Source organism: Candidatus Nanopelagicus abundans (genome assembly GCF_002288305.1).
GTDB classification, from domain to species: Bacteria; Actinomycetota; Actinomycetes; order Nanopelagicales; family Nanopelagicaceae; genus Nanopelagicus; species Nanopelagicus abundans.
The window spans coordinates 585,814-611,386 of record NZ_CP016779.1 but is presented as its reverse complement, the minus strand read 5'-3'; the positions used below and the strand labels follow the sequence as shown (position 1 = coordinate 611,386).

Sequence of the window (25,573 nt, the reverse complement as noted above, 5' to 3'; positions counted from 1 at the left end):
CCGCATTATGTCGTTAGATAAAGGGCAAATTTCATCCGATTTAGATAAGGCTTTATTAGCAATAGCTTCAACAAATGATCTAGATAGTTTAAAGCAGATAAAGATTGATTATATTGGTGATAAATCCGCTCTTGCGAAAGCTAACCAATCACTAGCATCTCTAGATCCAGGTCAGCGAGCAGAATTTGGTAAGTTAATTGGTAGCGCGCGATCTGAGGTTAACCAAGCATTTGAACTAAAGAGTGCTCAACTTTCAAAGCAAAGAGATAGTCAGGTATTACTTACTGAAAAAGTTGATGTCACATTGCCTGGCCGGCGCACACTTAAGGGTGGACTTCATCCACTAACCATACTCACTAATGAAATTTCAGATTTATTTATTGGATTAGGTTACAACGTAGCTGAAGGCCCAGAACTTGAATCTGAATGGCTTAACTTTGATGCTTTAAATATTCCAGCTGATCATCCAGCGCGGACTATGCAGGATACTTTTTTTATTCAACCACTAGAGGCCAAGTTAGTTTTACGCACTCATACCTCTCCGGTGCAGATTAGAACAATGCTTGAACAGAATCCACCAATATATGTAATCTGCCCAGGTAAGACATATCGAGCAGATGAGTTAGACGCTACTCACACTCCTGTCTTTCACCAGGTTGAAGGCTTAGTTGTTGATGAAGATATAACTATGGCTGACCTTAAGGGAACCCTTGATTATTTTGCCAAGTCCATTTTTGGTAATGAAGTAACCACCAGATTAAGACCATCATTTTTCCCTTTTACAGAGCCATCAGCAGAGGTTGATGTTTTCTTTAATGGCCGCTGGATTGAATGGGGCGGCTGCGGAATGGTTAATGAAAAAGTATTAGCAACTTGTGGTGTTGATACTAAGAAATACTCAGGCTTCGCATTCGGTATGGGACTTGAACGAACACTTATTGTCAAGTATGGAATAACTGATATGCATGACATTGTCGAAGGTGATATTAGATTTACGCAAAGTTTTGGGGTTGGTAAAAAATGAAGGTCCCGTTAAGTTGGTTATCTGAATATGTATCTTTGCCAGCAAAAATTACTTCCGAAGTAATTGCGCAGGCATTTGTGAAAGTCGGTTTTGAAGTTGATGGTATTGAGGAGCAAGGTAAAGATTTAAAGGGACCACTATTAGTTGGAAAGGTTCTTTCCATCGAGGAGTTACCTGAGGTTAAAAAACCAATCAGATACGTAGGTTTAGATGTTGGTGAGAAAAAGACAAGATTTATAATTTGTGGTGCTAGGAATTTTAAGGTTAATGATTTAGTAGTAGTTGCGTTACCTGGTGCGGTTCTGCCAGGAAACTTTGCCATTTCAGCACGGTTAACATATGGAAAAAATAGTGATGGCATGATCTGCTCTGCAAAAGAGCTGGGCATAAGTGATGAACACTCAGGAATAATTGTTTTACCGGAGGGAAAAGTGGGAACTAACGCTTTAAACCTTCTAGATGTAGCCGATACTATTTTTGATATTGCCGTAAATCCAGACCGTGGCTATGCCATGTCAGTTCGAGGCCTAGCTAGAGAGTTAGCTGGCAGCCTTAAATGTAAGTATGTAGATCCAGCAGATTTAAAAAGTGCGAAAAAATTGAATGCGATAAAGAGTTCTCGAGCTGTTTCAGTAAAAATTGAGGATAAAAGTGGAGCTGATCAAATTTATATTCGCACTCTTGAGAAAGTAAATACCAAAAAACCTACCCCTCTTTGGATGCAAAGACGGATAGAAAAATGTGGCATGCGCTCAATATCCCTAGCTGTAGATATTACAAATTATGTAATGCTCGAATTAGGACAGCCGCTACACGCTTTTGATGCCGATGTCATAGTAGGTGGCTTGCGAGTTACTCGTGCTGGAAAGTTTTCTAAATTAATCACTTTAGATAAAGTAGAGCGGAAGTTAGATCCAGAAAATCTTTTAATTTGTGATTCAAAATCACCGCTTGCACTTGCCGGCACCATGGGCGGGTTGGCATCTGAAGTAACTTTGCAAACAAGCAAGATTGCACTAGAAGCAGCTCATTTTGACCCAATTAGTATTGCGAAAAACTCAAGATTTCACATGTTATCTAGTGAAGCATCTAGACGTATGGAAAGAAACACGGACCCAGCTATGGCTGAAATTGCATCTGCAAGAGCTGCTCAGTTATTAATAGATCTGGCAGGGGCTAAGTATGTTGGCACCGCTAAATCTGGTTCACCAATAACAAAACGAAAAGTTAAGATTTCTATCGATAATATTTCAAAATTTATTGGATATAAATACTCAATTAAGCAGGTTAAAGATGCTTTAACTGTTATTGGGGGCAAGGTTTCTGGAAGCTCTAATTTACTTTCAGTTGAAGTCCCAAGTTGGCGTAGTGACCTGGTTACATCTGCTGATTTTTCAGAGGAAATTGCACGAATTAATGGTTATGAATTAATTCCATCCAAGCTGCCAATTGGTAAGTCAGGTGCTGGCTTAAATGCAATGCAGATGAGAAAGCGACAAATTGCAACCATGCTGGCTAATCAAGGATTCTCAGAGGTTATTAATTATCCATTTGTTAGCCAAAAGATGGTGGAGACACTTGGCTTTACTGGTGATCGAGCCAAATCATTTCGAGTTGCAAACCCAATGTCAGAGGAGTTCCCACTTCTTCGTACTCATTTAATCCCAGGACTAATTAGCACGATGATACGAAATATCGGACGAGGTATGAAAGATATTGCAATTTTTGAAATTGGAACTGTCTTTAGAAATTCCACACCATTAGGCAAGGCAGTTACCGCCATTACAAATAAGCGACCTTCAGCAAAAATTATTGCTCAAATCTACGATGGTGTGCCAAAGCAGATGCTATTTGTTGCAGCAGTTGTTTCTGGGGAGAAAGAATTAAGTGGTTGGCAGGGTAGCGGTAGTAAATTTACATGGAATGACGCAGTTGCTAAGGCCGTAGAGATTGTTGAGGCAACAGGTAATAGTTATGAAATTGTTAGTAGCGACTTAGCGCCATGGCACCCAGGCAGGTGTGCTGAACTTAAAGTAAATGGCAAAGTGATTGCTCACGCTGGTGAATTGCACCCAAGAGTGATATCCGAGCTTGATTTACCAGAGCGCAGTTGCGCATTTGCGGTAATAATTAGCGAGTTACCACAAGCTCCAGTAACTAAAGCACCCAAAATATGGACAATGCCTGCTGCTGTTCAAGATGTTGCCTTAGTTGTAGCAAGTGATGTTGGAGCTTCACAGGTTGAAGCCGCGCTTCGAATTGGGGCTGGCTCACTACTTGAATCAATCACACTATTTGATCGCTACGATCAAATAGGGGATGGAAAAGTTTCTCTAGCCTTCACACTTACATTTAGAGCATCTGATCGAACTTTAACCGCGGATGAAGTTGCCTCCTATCGCGATCAGGCGGTCACTTCTGCAACTCGATTATGCGGGGCTACCCTAAGGGGATAATGTATAAATATGCATAAATTTGCATAAATATGCTATTAGGCTTTACTATTACCCCATGAAAACTGCAGTAGTCGGAGCCAGTGGGTATGCCGGTGGTGAACTTCTGCGATTGTTATCGAAGCATCCAAAATTTGAACTTTCCTATATTGCAGCTGGTTCCAATGCAGGAGAGCAAATTACTAATCTACATCCACAGTTAAGTAATTTTGAGGGGCAAAGTTTTGAAGCAACTGAGGTAGTAAAAATAAATAGTTGTGAATTAGTTTTTATTGCCCTACCTCATGGTGAATCTGCAAAGCTGATTAGCCAGATTGACAGTAAGGTAAAAATAGTTGATTTAGGAGCCGATTTTAGGTTAACCGATAGTGCTAAGTGGCAGAAGTATTATGGGGGAGAGCACTCTGGAAGTTGGGTGTATGGCCTTCCAGAGCTAACTGATCATAAAATTATTGCAAGTGCAACTAGAGTTGCCAATCCCGGATGCTATGCAACTGCAATAGCGCTTTCAATAGCTCCAGCTCTAGCACATATTGATACCGAAGATATTCTTGCAGTTGCAGCCTCTGGTACTACTGGAGCTGGCAGATCTGCCAAAGTAAATCTTTTAGGCTCTGAGGTAATGAATAATTTAAGTTCTTATAAATTTGGTGGAGCACACCAGCACACCCCAGAGATAGAGCAGGTTTTAAATCAAATTTCGAGTAAGGAAATTAAGCTCTCCTTCACCCCAATACTTGCGCCAATGCCAAGGGGAATTCTTGCAACTGTAACAGCAAAACTAACAAGTAATAGTTCCACTGAAGATATGCAAAAAATTTATCACACTTTCTTTAGTCAAAGTAAGTTTGTCTCAGTTCTAAAGCCTGGAGCTATGCCAATGACTAGCGCCGTGCTTGGAAGTAATAATGTTCAAATGCAAGTAATGGTTGACTCTCATGTTAATCGAATTTTAATTTCAACAGCAATTGATAACTTAGGTAAAGGCGCTGCTGGTCAGGCAATTCAAAATGCAAACTTAATGACTGGTCAGGCTGAAAACGCAGGCCTTGAAATATTAGGTGTTAGATGATTGTTATAAAATATGGTGGAAACGCACTTCCTAGTGATACTTCCACAGACCCAGTTCTAGAGGCGATTGCTGATGCATTTTTAGATGGTGAGCAGATTGTTCTAGTCCATGGTGGCGGGCCACAAATTGATGCGGCGCTATCAGAAAAAGGTTTAGGAAAAGAGAAGATTGCTGGCTATCGAATAACTTCAGAGCAGGTATTTTCAGTTGTTCAATCTGTTCTAAGCGGTCAGGTACTCCGCGCAATTGTTAACTACCTAATTGGCAGCGATGTTAACGCGGTCGGTTTATCAGCTTCCGATGGTGGTTTGATCAGGGCTAAGAAATTTAAACCAGTCGTCGATGGCAAAGCTGTTGATGTTGGCCTTGTTGGTGAGGTTGCAGATGTTAACCCCATGATTTTAGAAACTCTGATAACTGAAGGTTACCTTCCGGTGATCTCACCAGTTGCAGTTGATGAAAACGGTATTGGATATAACGTTAATGCAGATTTAGTTGCTGCTGCTATCGGTGGTGCACTTCGCGCTGATTCAGTTATATTCTTAACTGATGTTGCTGGAATTTATCGAAACTGGCCTGATCAGTCATCACTAATTAGTGAAATCACTATTGATGAACTTAAGGAGATCGCGCCATCATTTTCAGAAGGAATGATTCCTAAGGTTGCAGCTGCGATAAAAGCAATTGATTCTGGAGCATTTGCTGTAAGAATTACAGATGGAACGGATTTAAGTTGCGTTTTAGACGCGTTAGATGATCGCGGTGGAACATTGGTGAGTGCATAATGGCAAAGGTAAATATGCTCTCAGCAACTGCAAGGCGGTCATTAGTAATTAAACTTGTCGATGATGAGCTGATCCACTCTCAAAGTGATTTAGTAAGAGAGCTCAACCGATTAGGACACTCAGTTACTCAAGCAACTGCAAGTAGGGATCTAGAGGAATTAGGAGCGGTTCGAGGTAAGGATAACTCAGGTGTTTTTCGTTATCAGTTTGTTAATACCCCTGATAATAATCGAAGCAAGGGTTTATCAGATTTGATCATTTCAATAGACTCCAGCGGAAATCTTGCTGTGATTAAGACTCCAACAGGTGCGGCTCAATTTCTTGCTGGAATTCTTGATAGAGCCAGTAAGGGTGGAAAGTTAAACTCAGCTATTGGCACAATTGCCGGTGATGATAACGTTTTAGTTGTTTCAAAATCTGCAACTGGCGGGGCTGCTCTTGCTAGAGAGATTGTTAAATTATCTAAGGGAGAAAAATGACACTTTGGGGAGGAAGATTTGAGTCCAGTCCTGCGCAAGCAATGGCCGCACTCTCAAGAAGTGTGGGTTTTGATTGGCGACTTGCCCCATATGAAATCGAGGTTAATTTAGTTCACCTAAGCAATCTAATTGAGCAAAGTATTGTTACAAAAGATGATGGCGCAAAAATAAAGGCTGCCTTAATGGAACTCGCTAGTGATATCGGCAGTGGCAAGTTCAAATACACACCTGAGGACGAGGATGTTCACAGCGCAATTGAAAGAGGCTTGATTGAAAAATGCGGCCCAGTAGGTGGGGCTATCAGGGCGGGTAGGTCTAGAAATGACCTAGTGGTTACTGACTTTAAACTTTACTTAGTTGATCACTTACTTGAAGTCGCTAGTGAAGTTTCTAACCTAGTTAAAGCGTTTAATGCCCAATCTGAAAAACATTTAGATGTAATTGCGCCAGGCTTTACACATACTCAACATGCCCAGCCAATTACATTTGCGCAAGAGCTAAGCAAGCACTCCCATGCCCTACTTCGAGATATCGATCGTGTATTTGATTGGCTAGATAGAAACAATCTCTCACCATTTGGTGCTGGCGCATTGGCTGGTTCATCCATTCAGAAAGATCCAGAGAAGAGTGGGGTGGCACTTGGATTTAACGGCGCAATGGCTAACAGCATCGATGCCGTAAGTGATCGTGATTTTGCTGCCGAGGCACTATTCATAATCGCCATGCTTGGTGTGCACCTATCTAGAATCGGTGAAGAGTTCATACTCTGGAGCTCTACTGAATTTAACTGGGTTGCTATTGATGATGCTTACGCAACTGGTTCATCAATAATGCCGCAGAAGAAAAATGCTGATGTAGCAGAGCTTGCTCGTGGAAAATCTGGAAGATTTATTGGAAATCTAACATCACTTTTAGTTGTCTTAAAAGCAATGCCTTTTGCCTATAACCGTGATCTTCAAGAAGATAAAGAGCCAGTCTTTGACTCAGTTGATCAATTATTAATTTTACTACCCGCACTAACTGGCATGGTTGCTACCGCAAAGTTTAATAAGGCCCAGATAAGTAAAACAGCCTCGAGCGGATTTTCATTAGCAACTGAGATTGCAGATTTCCTAGCAAAAAAACAGATCCCATTTTCTATAGCGCATGAAGTTGCAGGGGAGTGTGTTAAATTTTGTGAGAAATCTGGTATTGAGTTACATGAGATTACTGATGATCAGCTTCTAAAAATTCATCCCGCCCTAACTAAGGATTTAAGAGCGCTCCTAAATCTGGAGGGTGCAATCTCATCTCGAACTTCAGCGATGGCGACCTCTAAAAAATCTGTCTCACAGGCAGTTACTCAATTAAATAAAGAAATAACCAAAGTTGATGCGGAGATCTCCAAGCACCAGAAGCGTTTATCAGGCATGATCAGGTCATGAGTAAAGCACTTCTTGAAGATCTTCAGTGGCGAGGTCTTATTGCTCAATCCACCGACGCTAAGGAGTTAGAAACTGCCCTTAGTAAGCCAATTAGCCTCTATGTTGGCTTTGATCCAACGGCTCCAAGTCTTCACTTAGGAAACCTTGTTGTGTTACTAGTACTTAGAAGGTTTCAACTAGCTGGGCACCGACCAATTCCATTAGTGGGCGGAGCTACTGGTTTAGTGGGAGATCCAAGTGGCAAAAATGAAGAGCGAACACTAAATGATGAAAAGGTTGTCACTGATTGGGTAGCAAAAATTAAGAGGCAGCTTGAGAAGGTAATTGATTTTAGTGATAAAAAAACTGGCGCAATCATGGCTAATAATCTTGATTGGACTAAACCAGTTTCAGCTCTTGAGTTTTTGCGCGATATTGGTAAGCACTTTAGTGTGAATCAAATGCTAGCTAAGGATTCAGTTGCTAACCGTCTATCAACTGTTGGTATCTCTTATACAGAATTCTCTTATCAAGTGCTGCAAGCTTTTGATTACCTTGAGCTCTATCGCCGTCATCAATGCTTACTGCAAATTGGTGGCTCTGATCAATGGGGAAACATTGTGGCTGGTCTGGATTTAATTCGTAAGGTGGAGGCAGGCTCTGCTCACGCGCTGACTGTGCCATTACTTGCCAAGGCTGATGGTTCAAAATTTGGTAAAACAGCATCAGGTGCAATTTGGCTCGATGATTCCATGACAACTGCATATGAGTTTTTTCAATTCTGGCTCAATAGTGATGATGCTGATATGCCTAAATTACTAAAGGTCTTCTCTATGAAAGAGAGAAGTGAAATTGAACGTTTAATTCAAACAGTGCAAACAAACCCAGGAGCCAGAGAGGCTCATCGCGAGTTAGCTCGTGAGTTAACAACACTGATTCACGGCGCTGATACCGCTACAAAAGTTGAAGAGGCCGCTAAAGCACTATTTGGCCAGGGGGAGATCTCATCCCTTGACCTTGCAACTCTAGATTCAGCCCTTTCGCAATTGCCAAAAACAGTCATAAAAAAGGGCCAAGACTTTCCTAGCTGGGTTGATTTGCTGGCTGCAACCGGTGTGGTGGATTCAAAGTCAGCGGCTAGGCGAATCGTGAAGGAGGGTGGAGCGTATTTGAACAATAAAAAGGTCGAAAGTGAGGATTTCACCCCTGCAAAATCAGACCTTTTGCATGGGAAATACCTGCTTTTACGCAAGGGAAAACGAGACCTTGCCGCTGTTGAAATAGTGGGCTAAAACCGACTTTTTAAGGCATTTCTTGATTTGACCCCCCTTCCTTCACAAGGCTATTCTTCACCTCCCCATACGAGACGGACTTCAGAAGAAGGCCGGGTATGGAAAACCCCGATTTTTAAGGTTTGCAGGCGTGCCTGCATATTGCAAAAATGGGTTGCCCTGCTAACAAAAGTAATTTTGCAAACCAGTGCGCAGTCGTACCTTGAGAACTCAACAACGTGCAATAAAGTCAATGCCAAAGATTTCTTTAAGAAATCGAAGGCATTAATTGACGTTGTTAATTTTAATTTATTAAAGTTAATAATTTCATTTTTGTTTTATAAATACCTTTGAAACTTAATTAACTAATTTATTTATTTTAATTAATAAATAAATTTGCTTTAAGTACAAAACAAAAAACAATTGATAAAGACTATAAACATAAGCGAACTCTGATTAATAAATTTATTAATTAGATAGCCATGTTTGTCTTTTTGTCAGATCAAATTTTCTATGGAGAGTTTGATCCTGGCTCAGGACGAACGCTGGCGGCGTGCTTAACACATGCAAGTCGAGCGATGAAGTTTCTTCGGAAATGGATTAGCGGCGAACGGGTGAGGAACACGTGAAGAATCTGCCCTCCACTTTGGGATAACACCGGGAAACCGGTGCTAATACCGAATATTGAAACATAAGTGGCATCACTGAGTTTTGAAAGAATTTCGGTGGAGGATGACTTCGCGGCCTATCAGCTAGTTGGTGAGGTAATGGCTCACCAAGGCAACGACGGGTAGCCGGCCTGAGAGGGCGACCGGCCACACTGGGACTGAGACACGGCCCAGACTCCTACGGGAGGCAGCAGTGGGGAATATTGGGCAATGGAGGAAACTCTGACCCAGCGACGCCGCGTGCGGGATGAAGGCCTTCGGGTTGTAAACCGCTTTCAGTAGGGAAGAAGCGAAAGTGACGGTACCTACAAAAGAAGCACCGGCTAACTATGTGCCAGCAGCCGCGGTAATACATAGGGTGCAAGCGTTGTCCGGAATTATTGGGCGTAAAGAGCTCGTAGGTCGTTTGTTACGTCGGATGTGAAAACCTGAGGCTCAACCTCAGGCCTGCATTCGATACGGGCAAACTAGAGTTTGGTAGGGGAGACTGGAATTCCTGGTGTAGCGGTGGAATGCGCAGATATCAGGAGGAACACCAATGGCGAAGGCAGGTCTCTGGGCCAATACTGACACTGAGGAGCGAAAGTCTGGGGAGCGAACAGGATTAGATACCCTGGTAGTCCAGACCGTAAACGGTGGGCACTAGTTGTGGGAACCTTCCACGGTTTCTGCGACGCAGCTAACGCATTAAGTGCCCCGCCTGGGGAGTACGATCGCAAGATTAAAACTCAAAGGAATTGACGGGGCCCCGCACAAGCAGCGGAGCATGCGGCTTAATTCGACGCAACGCGAAGAACCTTACCAAGGCTTGACATATAGGGAAAAGTGGCAGAGATGTCATGTCCGCAAGGGCTCTATACAGGTGGTGCATGGTTGTCGTCAGCTCGTGTCGTGAGATGTTGGGTTAAGTCCCGCAACGAGCGCAACCCTCGTTCTGTGTTGCCAGCATTTAGTTGGGGACTCACAGGAGACTGCCGGGGTTAACTCGGAGGAAGGTGGGGATGACGTCAAATCATCATGCCCCTTATGTCTTGGGCTGCACGCATGCTACAATGGCCGGTACAGAGGGCTGCAATACCGTAAGGTGGAGCGAATCCCAAAAAGCCGGTCTCAGTTCGGATTGAGGTCTGCAACTCGACCTCATGAAGTTGGAGTTGCTAGTAATCGTAGATCAGCAACGCTACGGTGAATACGTTCCCGGGGCTTGTACACACCGCCCGTCACGTCACGAAAGTCGGTAACACCCAAAGTCAGTGGCCCAACCGCAAGGGGGGAGCTGCCTAAGGTGGGATCGGTGATTGGGACGAAGTCGTAACAAGGTAGGCGTACCGGAAGGTGCGGCTGGATCACCTCCTTTCTAAGGAGCTTTCTTTAGATAAGTGGAGCATTGACTTTAATTTTCCCCACATTTACTTTTTAAAATTCATTTTAAATTTTACTTGTTGAAAATATTGCACGTTGTTGGGTCCTGAGGGTACGAACCCTCTGGAGTTAATTAATAGGTGAAAATGTTTTTATCACTTTAAGAAATTGAAAATAAAAATAACTCATCAATGTTAATTAACATCGCCCGTACCTTGAGAACTACACAGTGAACGCGAGCATCTTTGTAATAAATGTAGAAATAAATTAATAAGTGCAAATGGCGGATGCCTAGGCACCAGAAGCCGATGAAGGTCGTAGGAGGCTGCGAAAAGCCTCGGGGAGCCGCCAACCAGGCTTCGATCCGAGGATTACCGAATGGGGAAACCCGGCTGGAGTAATGTCCAGTCATTTCTCTCTGAATAAATAGGAGAGTCAAAGGTAACGAGGGGAAGTGAAACATCTCAGTACCCTCAGGAAGAGAAAACAACCGTGATTCCGTTAGTAGTGGCGAGCGAACGCGGAAGAGGCTAAACCAATCATGTGCCAAGCCGGCAGGCCTTGCATGATCGGTGTCGTGGGACTAAATGAAATTAACTGCCGTTAATTTAACAAGTCAGAAAATAATGAAATAGATGAAGGACGTGGGAAAGTCCGGCATAGAAGGTGAGACCCCTGTAGTCGAAATTTCATTATCTTGTTTTTAGTATCCCAAGTAATACCGGACTCGTGTAATCCGGTATGAATCTGGCGGGACCACCCGCTAAGCCTAAATACTCTCTGGTGACCGATAGTGAACAAGTACCGTGAGGGAAAGGTGAAAAGAACCCCGCAAGGGGAGTGAAATAGAATCTGAAACCGTTTGCATACAAACCGTTGGAGCTGCCTTGTGCAGTGACAGCGTGCCTTTTGAAGAATGAGTCTACGAGTTAGTGTGATGTGGCAAGGTTAACCCGTCGAGGGGAAGCCGTAGCGAAAGCGAGTCTGAATAGGGCGAATAAGTCGCATCATCTAAACCCGAAGCGAGGTGATCTCGCCATGACCAGGTTGAAGCGCGGGTAAGACCGCGTGGAGGACCGAACCCACTAAAGTTGAAAATTTAGGGGATGAGTTGTGGCTAGGGGTGAAAGACCAATCAAACTTCGTGATAGCTGGTTCTCTCCGAAATGCATTTAGGTGCAGCGTCACGTGTTTCTTACTGGAGGTAGAGCTACTGGATGGCCGAGGGGTCCTACAAGATTACCAACGTCAGCCAAACTCCGAATGCCAGTAAGTGAGAACGTGGCAGTGAGACAGTGGGGGATAAGCTTCATTGTCGAGAGGGAAACAACCCAGAACAGCAACTAAGGTCCCAAAGCCTGTGCTAAGTGGAAAAGGATGTGAAGTCGCATAGACAACCAGGAGGTTGGCTTAGAAGCAGCCACCCTTAAAAGAGTGCGTAATAGCTCACTGGTCAAGTGATTTCGCGCCGACAATGTAACGGGGCTCAAGCACAGCACCGACGTTCTGTCATTCACACACTATCCCGGTCGCAAGATCCAGGAGTGTGGATGGGTAGGAGAGCGTTGTGTAACTAGTGAAGCGGCGGAGGAATCCAGCCGTGGAAGTTACACAAGTGAGAATGTAGACATGAGTAGCGAAAGACGGGTGAGAAACCCGTCCACCGAATGACCAAGGGTTCCTGAGCTAGGCTAATCCGCTCAGGGTAAGTCGGGTCCTAAGGCGAGGCCGACAGGCGTAGTCGATGGACAACTGGTTGATATTCCAGTACCCGCAATAAACCGTCCATGACGAATCAATAATGCTAAGTGTTTGAAGTTGGCTAGCAATAGCTGATGGAGCGCACGACCCAAGTTGTTAGTAGTCAAGCAATGGAGAGACGCAGGAAGGTAGTCCAACCCAGGCGATGGTTGACCTGGGGTAAGAGTGTAGGAGGTTCTGTAGGAAAATCCGCAGAACAATCTCTGAGACTTAATGCCGAGCCGTAAGGCGAAGTGGATGATCCTATGCTGCCAAGAAAATCTTCTAGCGAGGTTTATAGTGGCCCGTACCCGAAACCGACGCAGGTGGTCAGGTAGAGAATACCAAGGTGATCGAGAGAATCGTGGTGAAGGAACTCGGCAAAATACCCCCGTAACTTCGGGAGAAGGGGGGCTAATTTTTGTGTAGAGGTTTACCTTCGAAGCATAAGTTAGACGCAGAGAATAGGCTCAAGCGACTGTTTACCAAAAACACAGGTCCGTGCGAAGTTGCAAAACGATGTATACGGACTGACGCCTGCCCGGTGCTGGAAGGTCAAGGGGACTAGTTAGCTCTTCGGAGCGAAGCTGAGAACTTAAGCCCCAGTAAACGGCGGTGGTAACTATAACCATCCTAAGGTAGCGAAATTCCTTGTCGGGTAAGTTCCGACCTGCACGAATGGCGTAACGACTTGAGCGCTGTCTCCACCATGAACTCGGCGAAATTGCAGTACGAGTAAAGATGCTCGTTACGCGCGGAAAGACGGAAAGACCCCGGGACCTTTACTATATCTTGATATTGGTACTCGGAACGTTCTGTGTAGCATAGGTGGGAGACTTTGAAGCGGCACGCCAGTGTTCGTGGAGTCAAAAAATGAAATACCACTCTGAACGTTTTGAGTTTCTAACCTCGGCCCATTATCTGGGTCAGGGACAGTGTCTGGTGGGTAGTTTAACTGGGGCGGTTGCCTCCCAAAAAGTAACGGAGGCGCTCAAAGGTTCCCTCAGCCTGGTTGGTAATCAGGTGTCGAGTGTAAGTGCACAAGGGAGCTTAACTGTGAGACAGACATGTCAAGCAGGTGCGAAAGCAGGAACTAGTGATCCGGCGGTGGCTTGTGGAAGCGCCGTCGCTCAACGGATAAAAGGTACCCCGGGGATAACAGGCTGATCTTGCCCAAGAGTCCATATCGACGGCAAGGTTTGGCACCTCGATGTCGGCTCGTCTCATCCTGGGGCTGGAGTAGGTCCCAAGGGTTGGGCTGTTCGCCCATTAAAGAGGCACGCGAGCTGGGTTCAGAACGTCGTGAGACAGTTCGGTCCCTATCTTCCGTGCGCGAAGGAAACTTGAGAAGGGCTGTCCCTAGTACGAGAGGACCGGGACGGACGAACCTCTTGTGTGTCGGTTGTTTCGCCAGAAGCACGGCCGATTAGCAACGTTCGGAAGGGATAACCGCTGAAAGCATCTAAGCGGGAAGCTCGCTTCAAGATTAGGTTTCCCACTGGTTTACCAGGTAAGACCCCCAAGAGACTATTGGGTTGATAGGCCGGAAGTGGAAGAGGCGCAAGCCTTGCAGCTGACCGGTACTAATAGGTCGAGGATTTAACTACAACAAAAAAATAAATTTGAATCGCGTTCACTGTGTGGTTCCCGAGCTACGGTCGGGGATATAAAAAATTTAGATTAATTTCTAAAGTTTTTTTATATCTGACTTGATAACTCAATAATGTTTCGGCGGCCTTAGCATAGGGGAAACACCCGGTCCCATTTCGAACCCGGAAGTTAAGCCCTATAGCGTCGATGGTACTGCAAGGGGGACCTTGTGGGAGAGTAGATCGCCGCCGGACTCAATTTAATAATGAGCCTTATCTGTTAAATCAGGTAGGGCTCATTTTTATTTAATGATATTTCCGTTAAAAGTGAGTATAAACAAATGATTTTCGGTACCTTATATCCATGAGCGAAGATATTAAAGAGGCGATTGCAGTTGATCTAGTTGCACTTAAAGAACGCATCGCTGCTATTAACACTACTGACATTTCAACACATAGCGCTGAATTCAGCAGGGTTCATGAGCTACTGCAACAAGCACTTACAAATCTTGACGGAGTTTAAAGAAATATGAAGACCCGCTTAGATGCCGAATTGGTAAGGCGCGGGCTGGCAAGATCAAGAGATGTAGCAGTTGAATTAATTGAAGGTGGCAAAGTTTTAGTAACTGGAATTCGCGCAACTAAAGCAGCTACGCAAGTTGATGCCCAAACTTCAATCACATTAGCTGATGAACAATCTGAGTATGTCTCCCGTGGTGGACATAAATTAGTTGGCGCCCTTGATTCATTTTCACAAATTGATGTGAAAGGAAAAACTGCTTTAGATGCCGGAGCTTCAACTGGCGGCTTTACTGATGTCTTATTAAAACGAGGCGCTGCCAAAGTTGTCGCAGTTGATGTCGGATATGGCCAACTTGCGTGGGAGCTTCAAAAAGATGAGCGAGTTAAAATATTAGATCGAGTAAATGTAAGAAATTTAACCCCTGCTCAGGTGGGGGAAGAGATTGATTTAGTTGTTGCAGATTTATCTTTTATCTCTTTGAAGCTGGTGCTGCCAGCTCTAATTTCAGTTGCAAAAGAGGAAGCAGATTTCTTGATTATGGTTAAGCCTCAGTTTGAGGTTGGTAAAGAGCAGTTGGGTGCTGGTGGTGTTGTTAGGGATGCCCATCTTCGAAAAGAAGCAGTTTCACAGGTTGCAGATGCTGCCTTTGCACAGAATTTAGGCTGCTGCGGAGTAGTTGCTAGCTCACTTCCTGGACCTGCTGGCAATGTGGAGTACTTTCTGTGGCTTAGAAAAGGCGCGCCAGCCTTATTAGAAGTAGATTTAGATCTTGCGATTTCAAAGGGGCCAGCATGAGTAAAAAAGTTAACTCTGTTCTGTTGGTAATTCACCCAACCCGAAATGAAGCATTAACTACAGCAAAAGATTTAACAAAGCTGCTGATTGATAAAAACCTAGATGTCTTTGCCACAATTAAACTTGATGGCGCTAAGGATTTTAATGATTCAAGTAAAGTTGATTTAGCAGTTGTTTTAGGTGGTGATGGCACCATGCTAAGAGCAGCTGAAATATTTCGTGGGAAAAAATTACCGATCCTTGGAATTAATCTAGGACATGTTGGCTTTTTAGCTGAGATTGAGCGGCCTTCTTTATCTGATATCGCTAACGCAATTACAACTAGCTCCTTTGAGATTGAGGAGCGAATGAACTTAAGTTATCAATTACTCAGGGGTGGAAAAGTTCTGCAATCAGGTTGGGCCTTAAATGAAGTAACTATTGAACGTAATGATCATCAAATGATTGATCTTTTCGTGCAAATTGATCATCGCCCCCTTTCAAGATGGTGGTGTGACGCCGTTATCTGCGCTACTCCAACTGGCTCTACTGCTTATGCCTACTCTGCGGGTGGACCGGTAGTTTGGCCAGAAGTAGATGCACTTGTCTTACTACCACTTGCAGCCCATGCTTTATTTACACGTCCGATGGTTATCTCGCCTAAATCTGAGATAGTCATTGATATTGAAAGTGATTCAGCTGATTTAAATGCAGATGGAATTAGGCGAACAAAACTGCAAAAAAATGACCGGGTAGTTTTAACCAGTGATAAGGAAGATGTGCTGCTTGCCCACATTAAGCCTGCTGCTTTTGCCGATCGATTAGTAGCTAAATTTAAATTGCCGGTCGAGGGTTGGCGTGGCGAGTAAGAAAGAGAGTAAAAGTTATTTAGAAGAGATTTCAATTAGATCTCTTGGAGTTATAGAAAGTTCAAATATCGAATTTAAAACTGGTTTAACGGTATTAACTGGTGAAACTGGCGCTGGTAAAACAATGGTTTTAACCGCACTTGGCTTAGTCCTAGGCAATAAGAGTGATGCAGATTTGGTGAGATCAGGTTCTGAGCGGGCGGTTATTACTGGAAAATTTTCCATACCTAAAGATCTAGCTCAAGAAATTTCTGCCTCTGGTGGTGAAGTTGATCAAGACAGCGTAGTAATTACTCGAACAGTTAGTAGTGAAGGTAAATCGCGAGTATTAGTAGGGGGAGCGGTTAGTTCCGTTGCTGCAGTTGCAGCTTTTGCTCCTGCGTTAGTTGAGATTCATGCTCAGTCCTCTTCTTCAAAATTAACTAAACCAACTGTTGCTAGAGAGTTACTAGATCGCTTCGCAGGTGTAGAACTCAGTGCGTATCAAAAGCATTATCTGCAGTATCAGCAAATTATCACTCGTATTCAGGAGTTAACTTTGCAGTTGAGTCAGGCTGATAAAGAAATATCCTTACTAACTGAGTTAGCTGATGAGTTTACAAAATTATCTCCAAAAAGTGGTGAGTTACTTGAGATTGAAAATCAGATTGGCAAGCTTGGTTCAGTTGAACAATTAAATCAAGTACTTGCGCAGTCCCTTAATCTACTTGAGGATGAGGATATTTCTGCACTTAACTTATTACAGCAAATTCGAAAGTCACTTGATCAGATAAAGGGCAAAGACAGTGCATTAGATAAAATTATTGATCAATTCACTGAGAACTTACTTAATTTACAAGATATTGGTGGAGACCTCTCTTCATATCTGGCAAATCTTGAGGCTGATCCAGCTAGGTTTGCCGCCTTACAAGAGCGAAAAGCTGCTTTAAACTCTTTGCTAAAAAGATATGGCAAGGGCAGTGATCGAGATATTGCATATGAGCAATTACTTATTGATGGTCAAGGGGCTAGAGATAAGATTGCAGATCTCTCTGGCGGTAGTGCGCGAATTACTCAGTTACAGAAAGAAGCAGATTTAGAGTTCGTTGAGTTAAAACAGGCAGCGTTGGCGGTATCAAAAGAGCGTCAAATCGGCGGCGATAAGTTATCAAAATTAGTTACAAATGAGATAAAAAATCTTTCCATGCCTAATTCACAATTTATTATTGAGCAAACAATGGCTGATACAGATATTGCAAAAAATTACACACCAGCAGGTTTAGATGAGATCTCAATTTTATTTGCAGCTCATACTGGCGCATCGGCGCTACCATTAAATAAAGTTGCTAGCGGTGGCGAGTTATCTCGAGTAATGCTTGCTTTGGAAGTGGTTATTGCTGAAGCAGAGCCAGTTGGAACATATATATTTGATGAAGTAGACGCTGGTGTTGGTGGCAAAGCAGCTGTTGAAGTTGGAAGAAGATTGGCAAAACTTGCAAAATCTGCGCAGGTAATTGTGATAACTCATCTCGCGCAAGTTGCAGTTTGGGCTGATAATCATTTAGTTGTAAAAAAGAGTGAAAATGGTTCTGTAACTCAAAGTGATGTGATTGAAATGAGTGCAGAGGCTAGAAAAGTTGAGATTGCAAGAATGCTAAGTGGTCAGGAGGATTCACAAACCGCACAAGAGCATGCAACTGAGTTATTGGCGATTGTTAGAAATTCATGATAATCTAGTCTTCCATGACCGCCAATCATGTGAGTAAACATATATTCGTTACAGGTGGCGTCGCCTCAAGTTTAGGCAAAGGATTAACTGCATCAAGTTTAGGCAGACTTCTGCGTGCTCGTGGGCTTCGAGTAACTATGCAAAAGCTCGATCCGTATTTAAATGTTGACCCAGGAACGATGAATCCGTTTCAACATGGGGAAGTCTTTGTGACTGATGATGGAGCTGAGACTGATCTAGATATCGGACACTATGAGCGTTTTCTTGATACTAATTTGCATGGTTCAGCGAATATAACAACTGGTCAAATCTATTCAGCGGTGATTGCAAAAGAGCGTCGCGGTGAGTATTTAGGGGAGACAGTTCAGGTAATTCCTCATATTACTAATCAAATAAAAGATGCAATGAAGGCCATGGCAGGACCTGAAGTTGATGTAGTAATTACCGAAATCGGTGGCACAGTAGGAGACATTGAATCACAGCCATTTCTTGAAGCAGCTCGGCAGATTCGCCAGGATATAGGTCGCGATAACGTTTTTTATTTACATGTTTCATTAGTTCCCTATATGGGACCTGCTGGTGAGCTAAAAACTAAACCAACTCAACATAGCGTTTCCGCTCTTAGATCTATTGGTATAACCCCCGATGCAATTGTGCTTCGAAGTGATCGTCAAATCCCTGATGCAGTTAAAAAGAAGATTTCTTTAATGTGCGATGTTGATTTAGAGGGTGTGGTAGCTGCAGTTGATGCGGCATCAATCTATGACATACCTAAAGTGCTGTATGCAGAGGGTTTAGATAGTTATGTCGTTAAGCGACTAGGAGTTAAGTGCACTGATGTCATTTGGGGTGAATGGGAAGATCTTTTAAATAAGGTTCATAAACCAAAATGTGAGGTAACAATCGCACTAGTTGGAAAGTACATTGACTTACCGGATGCTTATTTATCAGTAACTGAAGCACTTAGGGCTGGTGGCTTTGCCAATTATGCAAAGGTAAATATCAAGTGGGTAACTAGTGATAGTTGCGCCAGTGATAAAGATGCTGCTCTTAACCTAGGTGATGTCGATGGAATCTGCGTGCCTGGTGGATTTGGTGTGCGGGGAATTGAAGGAAAGTTAGGCGCACTTAAATATGCCCGCGAGAATAAAATTCCAACCTTAGGTCTTTGCTTAGGCTTGCAATGCATGGTGATTGAGGCGGCCCGTAATTTAGCTGGATTAAAAAATGCTAACTCATCTGAGTTTGATGAGAAAACAAGTGACCCTGTTATTTCAACCATGAGTGATCAAATAGAAATTGTTGCTGGTAATGGCCAAATGGGCGCAAGTATGAGACTTGGTTTATATAAAGCGGACCTACTTGCAAACTCGGTGGTAGCAAATGTTTATGGAAAATCTCAAATAAGTGAGCGTCATCGCCACCGTTATGAAGTAAATAATAAATATCGAGATCAATTAGCTGCAACTGGATTAGTTTTCTCAGGTTTATCTCCGGATAAGCATTTAGTTGAGTTTGTTGAGCTACCAAAAAGTACTCACCCATATTATGTTGGTACTCAAGCTCACCCAGAGTTTCTTTCAAGGCCAACAAATCCGCACCCATTATTTATAGGATTAATTGCGGCGGCGATCGCTAAGCATGGCAAGTGATCATTTAGCTGATTTTTTTAATTACCTTTCAATTGAGAAAGGCCTCGCAAGTAACACCATAAGTGCTTACCGGTTAGATATTGAGAAGTTTTTTCACTATTTATCGACAAACCAACTTTCGCTTGAAAATGTAACTCCAGAGCAATTATCTTCCTACGTGGCCTGGTTACGCGGGATGGAAAATAGAGAGTTTAAGATCGGTGAATCATCAATTGCTCGAAATATCATAAGTATTCGTAGTTATTTCACGTATCTTGCAAAGGAACATAAGTTTAATAACCCATCTTCAAATTTTAAACCACCAAAGATTGGTAAGCGCTTACCAAAAGCTCTAACAATTGATCAGGTAATGAGCATGCTAAATATTGCAGGAACTGATTTGATCTCAAGCCGTGATAAAGCCCTAGTTGAGCTTTTATACGCTACCGGCGCAAGAGTCAGTGAGTTAATTAATTTAAATACCTTAGATATTTCAACAGCTGATACGCAAGCTGGCACCACAACAACTGTGAAATTAAAGGGTAAAGGTGGCAAGGAGCGGGTTGTACCAATCGGATCATTTGCAGTTGCAGCAGTTAATGATTACTTAGTTAGATCTCGCCCAACTTTATTAAAAGTAAGTACTCAGAAAGCATTATTTTTAAATCAACGAGGTGGTCGATTAAGCAGGCAAAGTGCATGGAATCTTGTGGCAAAGGCGGCAGAGCGGGCTGGATTATCAGATCAAGTTACGCCCCATTCGATGCGTCACTCATTTGCAACACATTTACTAGATGGTGGGGCTGATATTAGAGTAGTGCAGGAGTTACTTGGACATTCCTCCGTGACTACAACTCAGATATACACACTTATAACTATTGATCACTTGCGTGAGAGTTACGCAAATGCTCACCCTAGAAGTAAGTTTTAACGACCACGCAATCTGCGCGCAATAATACTTTGATCGCCTTTAGCTTCAAGGTCTGCAATAATTATTGAAAGTGATTCCCTAACAATTCTGCCTCGATCAACTGCGAGCCCAAGATCACCGCGGAGTGCAAGACGTGCTTGATCTAAATCATAAAGTTCATCGGGGGATAGATAAACAGTAATTTTCTCATCATGTTTTTCACGCCCTGATGGCGCACGATCAAAAGCGTTAACTCTGCGTCTTGGAGTTTGCCTTACTGAATTTTTTGCTGTGACAGCTGCCGCTGGAGTTTGGGTTATCTCCTCAGTATTTTCACGAGATGAGGGAACTGCACTTAGCGTTGCAGTATTTCTAAATAACTCATCTGCTCCCGGCAAACTAACTCTGCGACTCATTTAGCTCCTCCTCTTGCGATTAATTCACGGGCTAGGCGACGATAAGAAGCAGAGCCGGTGCTACTACTTGCATAAGCTGTTACTGGAACGCCAGCAACTGTTGACTCAGAGAATCGAACTGTTCGAGAAATGATGGTGTCAAAAACTTCATCTGGGAATTCTTTATCAATTAGCTCTAACACTTCTCTGGAGTGACTAGTTTTCTTTTCGAACATAGTTGCCAAAATTCCCAATATCTCAAGCTGGGGATTGGTGTTTTCCTTAATTTTTTGAATAGTCTTTTTTACAAGTGAAAGTCCAAGAACTGCAAAATACTCACACTCCATTGGGATAATTACTCCGTTTGAGGCGGTAAGTGCGTTAACGGTTAATGTTCCAAGAGAAGGGGAGCAATCAATTAAAACCACATCATATCTATCAAGCACAGGTGCTAATAGTTTTCGCAATTTATGCTCTTTAGCTATTTCAGAAACAAATGCGGCTTCTGCAGCGGCTAGATCTTCATGACCTCTAATAAAATCAAGACCTGGTACTGAAGATTTAAGAATGAAATCCTCTAGCTTTGCTTCAGAATCATTTAGTAAATACCAGATTGAACCGTATTGCTCGCGAAGAGCAGTTCCTTTAATTCCAAGCCCGGTAGTCATTGATGCTTGAGAATCAAAATCAATTAATAAAACTCTACGGCCAACTTCAGCAAGGGCAGCACCTAGATTAATTGCGGTAGTTGTTTTTCCAACCCCACCTTTTTGATTTACAACTGAGATTACTCGGGCATTGCCTGCTTCTGGAGTTTTCGTTGGCTCAGGAAAGTTTCGAAGTTTTTTACCAAGTACATCAGAGGTAGTTGCAAGGCTTTCTTCACGAGTTTTAGAAAGGGCAGGTTTGTTTGTCGATTTAGCGTTATATAGAGAAGTCTTTCTAGCGTTTTTTCCCATGTCGGCAACCTACGGTGGGGCAAGTGCAAAGGCAAGGATGCTGGCGGTATCTTGTGCGCATGTCGCAGGAAAATTTATCAACCACGCCAGTGCCCGCTGCCTCAATTACAGATGGCCGGGTGTCTGGATTCTCGCTGCACCTAGATAATTTTGATGGCCCCTTTGATTTATTGCTGCAACTTATATCTCGCCATAAAATGGATATCACCGAGATCGCCCTCGGTACGGTAACTAATGAGTTTATTTCCTATATAAAACAGCTAGAAAACAGTGAAAATGGCTGGGATTTAGATAAAACCACTGAGTTTCTAGTAGTAGCTGCAACCTTGCTTGATCTTAAGGCAGCAAAACTTCTGCCATCAGGACAAATTGATGACGAGGCAGATCTTGCACTACTTGAAGCTCGCGATCTTTTATTTGCCCGATTACTTCAGTACCGGGCCTTTAAAGAACTCTCTGCAATCTTCGCAGAACGTATTGAGCGGGAAGAAAAGTCCTTTGCCAGGTTAGTAGCACTTGAGCCGCACTTTGCTCAATTATTACCAGAGGTTTTAATAGGTGTTGGATCCCAAAGGTTTGCAGCGATTGCCAATCGAGTTTTAACCCCAAAGACAACCCCAACCTTTAGCATCGAACACATACATCGCCCTTTGGTAAGCGTAGCCGAGCAGGCTTTAAAGGTTGTGGCACACTTAAGGCGAGCCTCTCGTGTCACTTTTAGGGCATTAATTGCTGACGCCGACTCCACATTAGTTGTTGTTGCAAGGTTTTTAGCATTACTTGAACTGTATAAAGAAGGAGTTGTTCGTTTTGAGCAAGTGATTTCACTTGGTGAACTGCAAATCTCTTGGGCTGGAACTGCGCAAGGAGAGGTTAGAGTTAGTGATGAGTTTGATATTCCAGTACAAACGATAGATGAGGCCGATAATGTCTGAAGTTGAACTGCAGCGTTGCCTTGAAGCAATATTAATGGTCGTTGATGAGCCTGTTTCTGAGCTTGTTTTAGCTCAAATTATCGAGGCCCCAACTGAGGAGATCCTTTTAGCACTGACATCTCTTGCAGCAAAGTATGAGCAAGAGCAGCGAGGTTTTGAACTTCGCCAAGTCTCTGGCGGCTGGCGTTACTACAGTCATCCGGAGATGGCGCCACTGGTTGAAAAATTTGTTTTAGATGGCCAACAGGCTCGACTTACCCAAGCAGCTCTTGAAACCTTATCTGTAATTGCTTATCGCCAACCTGTTTCTAGAGCGCGAGTATCTGCGATTAGAGGGGTTAACGTTGAAGCGGTAATGAAGACTTTGGTTAATCGTGGTTTAGTTGACGAGGCGGGCATTGAAGGCGAATCTGGCGCAGTTTTGTATCAGACCACATCATTTTTCTTAGAAAAATTAGGGCTTAACTCGATTGCGGATCTACCCGCGCTTGCCCCATTCTTACCTGATATTGATGGCTTAGATGAGTTGCTTTCAACCTTAACCGAATAGCCCTTTTCTTTAATTCCTATTAAGCGCGCTAAACTTATGCGTGGGCCTAACTCGTTTAAATAAAATAATTGCCGATGCCGGAATTGCTAGTAGGCGAGCAGCCGATCAGTTAATTCTTGATGGTCGCGTAAGTGTTGACGGACAAATCATTATTGAGCTCGGTGGTAAATATGATCCGGAAATTAGTGACATTAAAGTAAATGGTGAGAGTTTAAAAATTAATAAGTCTAAGACTTACCTAGCCTTTCATAAACCAGCAGGCATTATTTCTACCATGTCAGACCCAGAAGGCAGGCCTAACCTTGGTGACTATTTTGCAGACAGAAATGATCGTCTTTATCATGTTGGCAGGTTAGATAAAGATTCCGAAGGCCTAATCCTTCTCACCAACGACGGCGACCTGGCTCACCGAGCAACCCATCCTTCATACGGACTGGAAAAGAAGTACTTAGTTGAAATTGAAGGTGAATTTAACAAGGGCCTTTCAGATCAGCTTTTACAAGGGGTCAGACTTGAGGATGGTCTTGCCAGAGCCATCAAAGTCGTTCATGCCCGGGCTGTTAGTAAAACCCACCACTGGGTTGAGATCACAATCCACGAGGGTAGGTATCACATAATTAGGCGGCTAATTGAGTCCCTTGGCTTACAGGTGCTTCGTTTGATCCGCCTAGACTTCGGCCCAATTAACTTAGGGGAGATGAAAGCTGGGCGTCATCGAGTCTTAAATTCCCAAGAGTTAACTAATCTCTTTACTCTTTTAAATATAAAATAATAAGTCGCTATTTATTATATCTATTTGTCGATATATAGGTATTTAGGTATCCCTCGAAAAACGATTTATCGACTAAAACATGCTCAAAATTGAGTATATAAATCTATATATAGTTATTTAGGTTATAGCTCTAAAACCTATATCTCAATAAATCGCTATTTCATAAGTAAATACCTCTATAAAACGACATCTAGATTAAAAGATTAAACCTTAATCATGATTTATCTTCGACTAGATACTATTGCCGTATGCGAGTTAGAGGTATTAGGGGAGCGGTGCAGCTTGAGCAAGACACTGCTGCCGAAATGGTTAAGCAGGTAAGTCTGCTGTTATCTGAGATGCTCAAAGTTAATGAAGTAAGTAATGAAGATTTGATTTCTATAATACTGACTGCAACCCCTGATCTTAGGTCTGAGTTCCCGGCGGTGGCAGCTAGGCAAATCGGCCTTGGTGGCATACCTCTGTTATGCTCAGTTGAGATTGATGTAAAAAATGCGCTGCCAAGAGTTGTACGAGTGCTTATTCATACCCATTTAGACCGAGATCTGGCCGATATTAAGCATGTTTACCTCGGTGGTGCCTCAGTACTACGCAAAGATCTTGCTCAATAGTTAAATGATTAGCACAGCACGCATAGTTGGCGCAGGTTTAATCGGAACATCAATCGGTCTTTGCCTTAAATCAGCGGGTATTAAAGTTGAAATGGTTGATGTGGATTCAAACTCTGCTCAATTAGCACAGGATTTAGTTAAAAGTACTCCACTCTCAGAGCCAGATTTAATTGTGGTTGCGGTACCGATCAGTGCAAATCAAAAAGTAGTTGTTGAACAATTAAATGCAAATCCCAACTCCATTGTTTGTGATTTAGCTAGCGTAAAGTCTGATCTTTTAGTTAAGGTTGAAGAATTATCAGATAATGCAAAGAATTTCATCTCACTTCACCCAATGGCCGGACGTGAATTAAGTGGAGCACAAAGCGCTAGAGCTGACTTATTCATTGGAAGAGCTTGGGTGCTGATAACTGGTTCTAAATCTAGTGAGAAGGCAAAACTAGTTGCTGATTCTTTTATTAAGATCTGTGGTGGTAGTTCATATCAAATGAGCAGTGCAGAACATGATTTAACTGTTGCCAAACTTTCACATCTTCCACAGATTTTAAGCTCATCTCTTGCGGCTTCACTTCTTGAAGTAAGTGAAGATAATTTGAATATTTCCGGCCAAGGTATTCGTGATTTAACACGATTGGCAAACTCAGATTCAAAATTATGGAGTGAAATATTTCTTGCTAACCAATCATCTTTAACACCTGCACTAGAAAAACTAATTTCACACTTACAAGGACTACAGAAGAGTCTTGTTTCTAATAAGAAAGAAGAGATTGAAGATTTTTTGAAAAAAGGCAGAGAAGGTAAAGATAAAATTCCTGGTAAGCATGGCGCTAAATCCCGAAATTATGCTTTTTTGCCAATTGTTATAGATGATAAGCCTGGACAACTTGCAATAATATTTAATGAATGTGCGAAGATTGCGGTAAATATTGAGGATTTAAGCATCGAGCATTCACCTGGCCAAGAGACTGGCTTAATCACACTTGCCCTTTCGGAATCTGATTGCATAAAGCTCTCTGAGCACTTAGAAAAACTTGGCTTTAAGGTTCATCCCACTAAAAATCGATAAATATCTTTAGTCACTAAAGATAGA

At 42.9% G+C, this 25,573-nt stretch carries 20 protein-coding genes and 3 rRNA genes; 21 read left to right on the top strand and 2 right to left on the bottom strand.

The window, feature by feature from the left end; all coding sequences use genetic code 11:
• The first annotated feature begins 7 nt into the window (after positions 1-7).
• From pheS to xerA, 16 genes are all read left to right on the top strand, one after another.
• Positions 8-1,024, top strand: a complete 1,017-nt coding sequence (gene pheS, locus B1sIIB91_RS03210; protein WP_095688187.1) for a phenylalanine--tRNA ligase subunit alpha — start codon at positions 8-10, stop codon at positions 1,022-1,024.
• Positions 1,021-3,480, top strand: coding sequence for a phenylalanine--tRNA ligase subunit beta (gene pheT / locus B1sIIB91_RS03205; protein WP_095688186.1), 2,460 nt, complete (start codon positions 1,021-1,023; stop codon positions 3,478-3,480). Before pheS ends, pheT begins: the two co-directional genes overlap by 4 nt.
• 55 nt (positions 3,481-3,535) lie before the next feature.
• Entirely contained in the window at positions 3,536-4,549 is a 1,014-nt protein-coding gene (argC, locus tag B1sIIB91_RS03200) for an N-acetyl-gamma-glutamyl-phosphate reductase (RefSeq protein WP_095688185.1), read from the top strand.
• On the top strand, positions 4,546-5,334 hold the full coding sequence (argB, locus tag B1sIIB91_RS03195) for an acetylglutamate kinase (protein ID WP_095688184.1): 789 nt from the start codon (positions 4,546-4,548) through the stop codon (positions 5,332-5,334). Before argC ends, argB begins: the two co-directional genes overlap by 4 nt.
• On the top strand, positions 5,334-5,813 hold the full coding sequence (locus B1sIIB91_RS03190) for an arginine repressor (RefSeq protein WP_095688183.1): 480 nt from the start codon (positions 5,334-5,336) through the stop codon (positions 5,811-5,813). Before argB ends, B1sIIB91_RS03190 begins: the two co-directional genes overlap by 1 nt.
• Positions 5,810-7,237 carry an argininosuccinate lyase gene (argH, locus tag B1sIIB91_RS03185; RefSeq protein ID WP_095688182.1) on the top strand — a complete coding sequence of 476 codons (1,428 nt, stop codon included), beginning with the start codon at positions 5,810-5,812 and terminating at the stop codon, positions 7,235-7,237. The genes B1sIIB91_RS03190 and argH overlap by 4 nt, the downstream gene beginning before the upstream one ends.
• On the top strand, positions 7,234-8,508 hold the full coding sequence (tyrS, locus tag B1sIIB91_RS03180) for a tyrosine--tRNA ligase (RefSeq protein ID WP_095688181.1): 1,275 nt from the start codon (positions 7,234-7,236) through the stop codon (positions 8,506-8,508). The genes argH and tyrS overlap by 4 nt, the downstream gene beginning before the upstream one ends.
• 489 nt (positions 8,509-8,997) lie before the next feature.
• Positions 8,998-10,512, top strand: a 16S ribosomal RNA gene (locus B1sIIB91_RS03175).
• 265 nt (positions 10,513-10,777) lie between these two features.
• Positions 10,778-13,864: ribosomal RNA gene (locus tag B1sIIB91_RS03170) — 23S ribosomal RNA — on the top strand.
• Positions 13,865-13,984: 120 nt separating this feature from the next.
• Positions 13,985-14,101, top strand: a 5S ribosomal RNA gene (gene rrf / locus B1sIIB91_RS03165).
• The 16S, 23S and 5S rRNA genes sit together here, the layout of an rRNA operon.
• Positions 14,102-14,210: 109 nt before the next feature.
• Positions 14,211-14,369 carry a hypothetical protein gene (locus tag B1sIIB91_RS06050; protein WP_190279164.1) on the top strand — a complete coding sequence of 53 codons (159 nt, stop codon included), beginning with the start codon at positions 14,211-14,213 and terminating at the stop codon, positions 14,367-14,369.
• Positions 14,370-14,375: 6 nt separating this feature from the next.
• Positions 14,376-15,164, top strand: a complete 789-nt coding sequence (locus B1sIIB91_RS03160) for a TlyA family RNA methyltransferase (RefSeq protein WP_095688180.1) — start codon at positions 14,376-14,378, stop codon at positions 15,162-15,164.
• Positions 15,161-16,012: an NAD kinase gene (locus tag B1sIIB91_RS03155; RefSeq protein ID WP_095688179.1), complete on the top strand. Its 852-nt coding sequence runs from the start codon at positions 15,161-15,163 to the stop codon at positions 16,010-16,012. The genes B1sIIB91_RS03160 and B1sIIB91_RS03155 overlap by 4 nt, the downstream gene beginning before the upstream one ends.
• Positions 16,002-17,720, top strand: a complete 1,719-nt coding sequence (gene recN, locus B1sIIB91_RS03150; protein ID WP_095688178.1) for a DNA repair protein RecN — start codon at positions 16,002-16,004, stop codon at positions 17,718-17,720. Before B1sIIB91_RS03155 ends, recN begins: the two co-directional genes overlap by 11 nt.
• Positions 17,721-17,734: 14 nt before the next feature.
• The gene (locus B1sIIB91_RS03145; RefSeq protein WP_095688177.1) at positions 17,735-19,372 is read left to right on the top strand and encodes a CTP synthase; all 1,638 of its coding nucleotides are present in this window, start codon (positions 17,735-17,737) and stop codon (positions 19,370-19,372) included.
• Positions 19,362-20,282 (top strand): site-specific tyrosine recombinase/integron integrase, encoded by a 921-nt coding sequence (gene xerA / locus B1sIIB91_RS03140; RefSeq protein ID WP_095688176.1) that lies wholly within the window; start codon positions 19,362-19,364, stop codon positions 20,280-20,282. The genes B1sIIB91_RS03145 and xerA overlap by 11 nt, the downstream gene beginning before the upstream one ends.
• Here xerA and B1sIIB91_RS03135 read toward each other — a convergent pair.
• Positions 20,279-20,677 carry a hypothetical protein gene (locus B1sIIB91_RS03135; protein WP_095688175.1) on the bottom strand — a complete coding sequence of 133 codons (399 nt, stop codon included), beginning with the start codon at positions 20,675-20,677 and terminating at the stop codon, positions 20,279-20,281. The two genes, xerA and B1sIIB91_RS03135, sit on opposite strands and share 4 nt — an antisense overlap.
• Positions 20,674-21,615, bottom strand: coding sequence for a ParA family protein (locus tag B1sIIB91_RS03130; protein ID WP_095688174.1), 942 nt, complete (start codon positions 21,613-21,615; stop codon positions 20,674-20,676). The genes B1sIIB91_RS03135 and B1sIIB91_RS03130 overlap by 4 nt, the downstream gene beginning before the upstream one ends.
• 59 nt (positions 21,616-21,674) lie before the next feature.
• On the opposite strand from B1sIIB91_RS03130, the gene B1sIIB91_RS03125 reads away from it, so the two are divergent.
• The 5 genes from B1sIIB91_RS03125 to B1sIIB91_RS03105 all read left to right on the top strand — a co-directional run bounded on the left by B1sIIB91_RS03125 (position 21,675) and on the right by B1sIIB91_RS03105 (position 25,549).
• Complete coding sequence (locus B1sIIB91_RS03125; RefSeq protein WP_095688173.1) at positions 21,675-22,550, top strand: segregation and condensation protein A; 876 nt, start codon at positions 21,675-21,677, stop codon at positions 22,548-22,550.
• Positions 22,543-23,100 carry an SMC-Scp complex subunit ScpB gene (scpB, locus tag B1sIIB91_RS03120; protein WP_095688172.1) on the top strand — a complete coding sequence of 186 codons (558 nt, stop codon included), beginning with the start codon at positions 22,543-22,545 and terminating at the stop codon, positions 23,098-23,100. The genes B1sIIB91_RS03125 and scpB overlap by 8 nt, the downstream gene beginning before the upstream one ends.
• Before the next feature lie 40 nt (positions 23,101-23,140).
• On the top strand, positions 23,141-23,872 hold the full coding sequence (locus tag B1sIIB91_RS03115) for a pseudouridine synthase (protein WP_095688171.1): 732 nt from the start codon (positions 23,141-23,143) through the stop codon (positions 23,870-23,872).
• A 248-nt stretch (positions 23,873-24,120) separates the two neighbouring features.
• Complete coding sequence (gene aroH, locus B1sIIB91_RS03110) at positions 24,121-24,483, top strand: chorismate mutase (RefSeq protein WP_095688170.1); 363 nt, start codon at positions 24,121-24,123, stop codon at positions 24,481-24,483.
• A gap of 4 nt (positions 24,484-24,487) precedes the next feature.
• The gene (locus B1sIIB91_RS03105; protein ID WP_095688169.1) at positions 24,488-25,549 is read left to right on the top strand and encodes a prephenate dehydrogenase/arogenate dehydrogenase family protein; all 1,062 of its coding nucleotides are present in this window, start codon (positions 24,488-24,490) and stop codon (positions 25,547-25,549) included.
• The last annotated feature ends 24 nt before the right edge of the window (positions 25,550-25,573 follow it).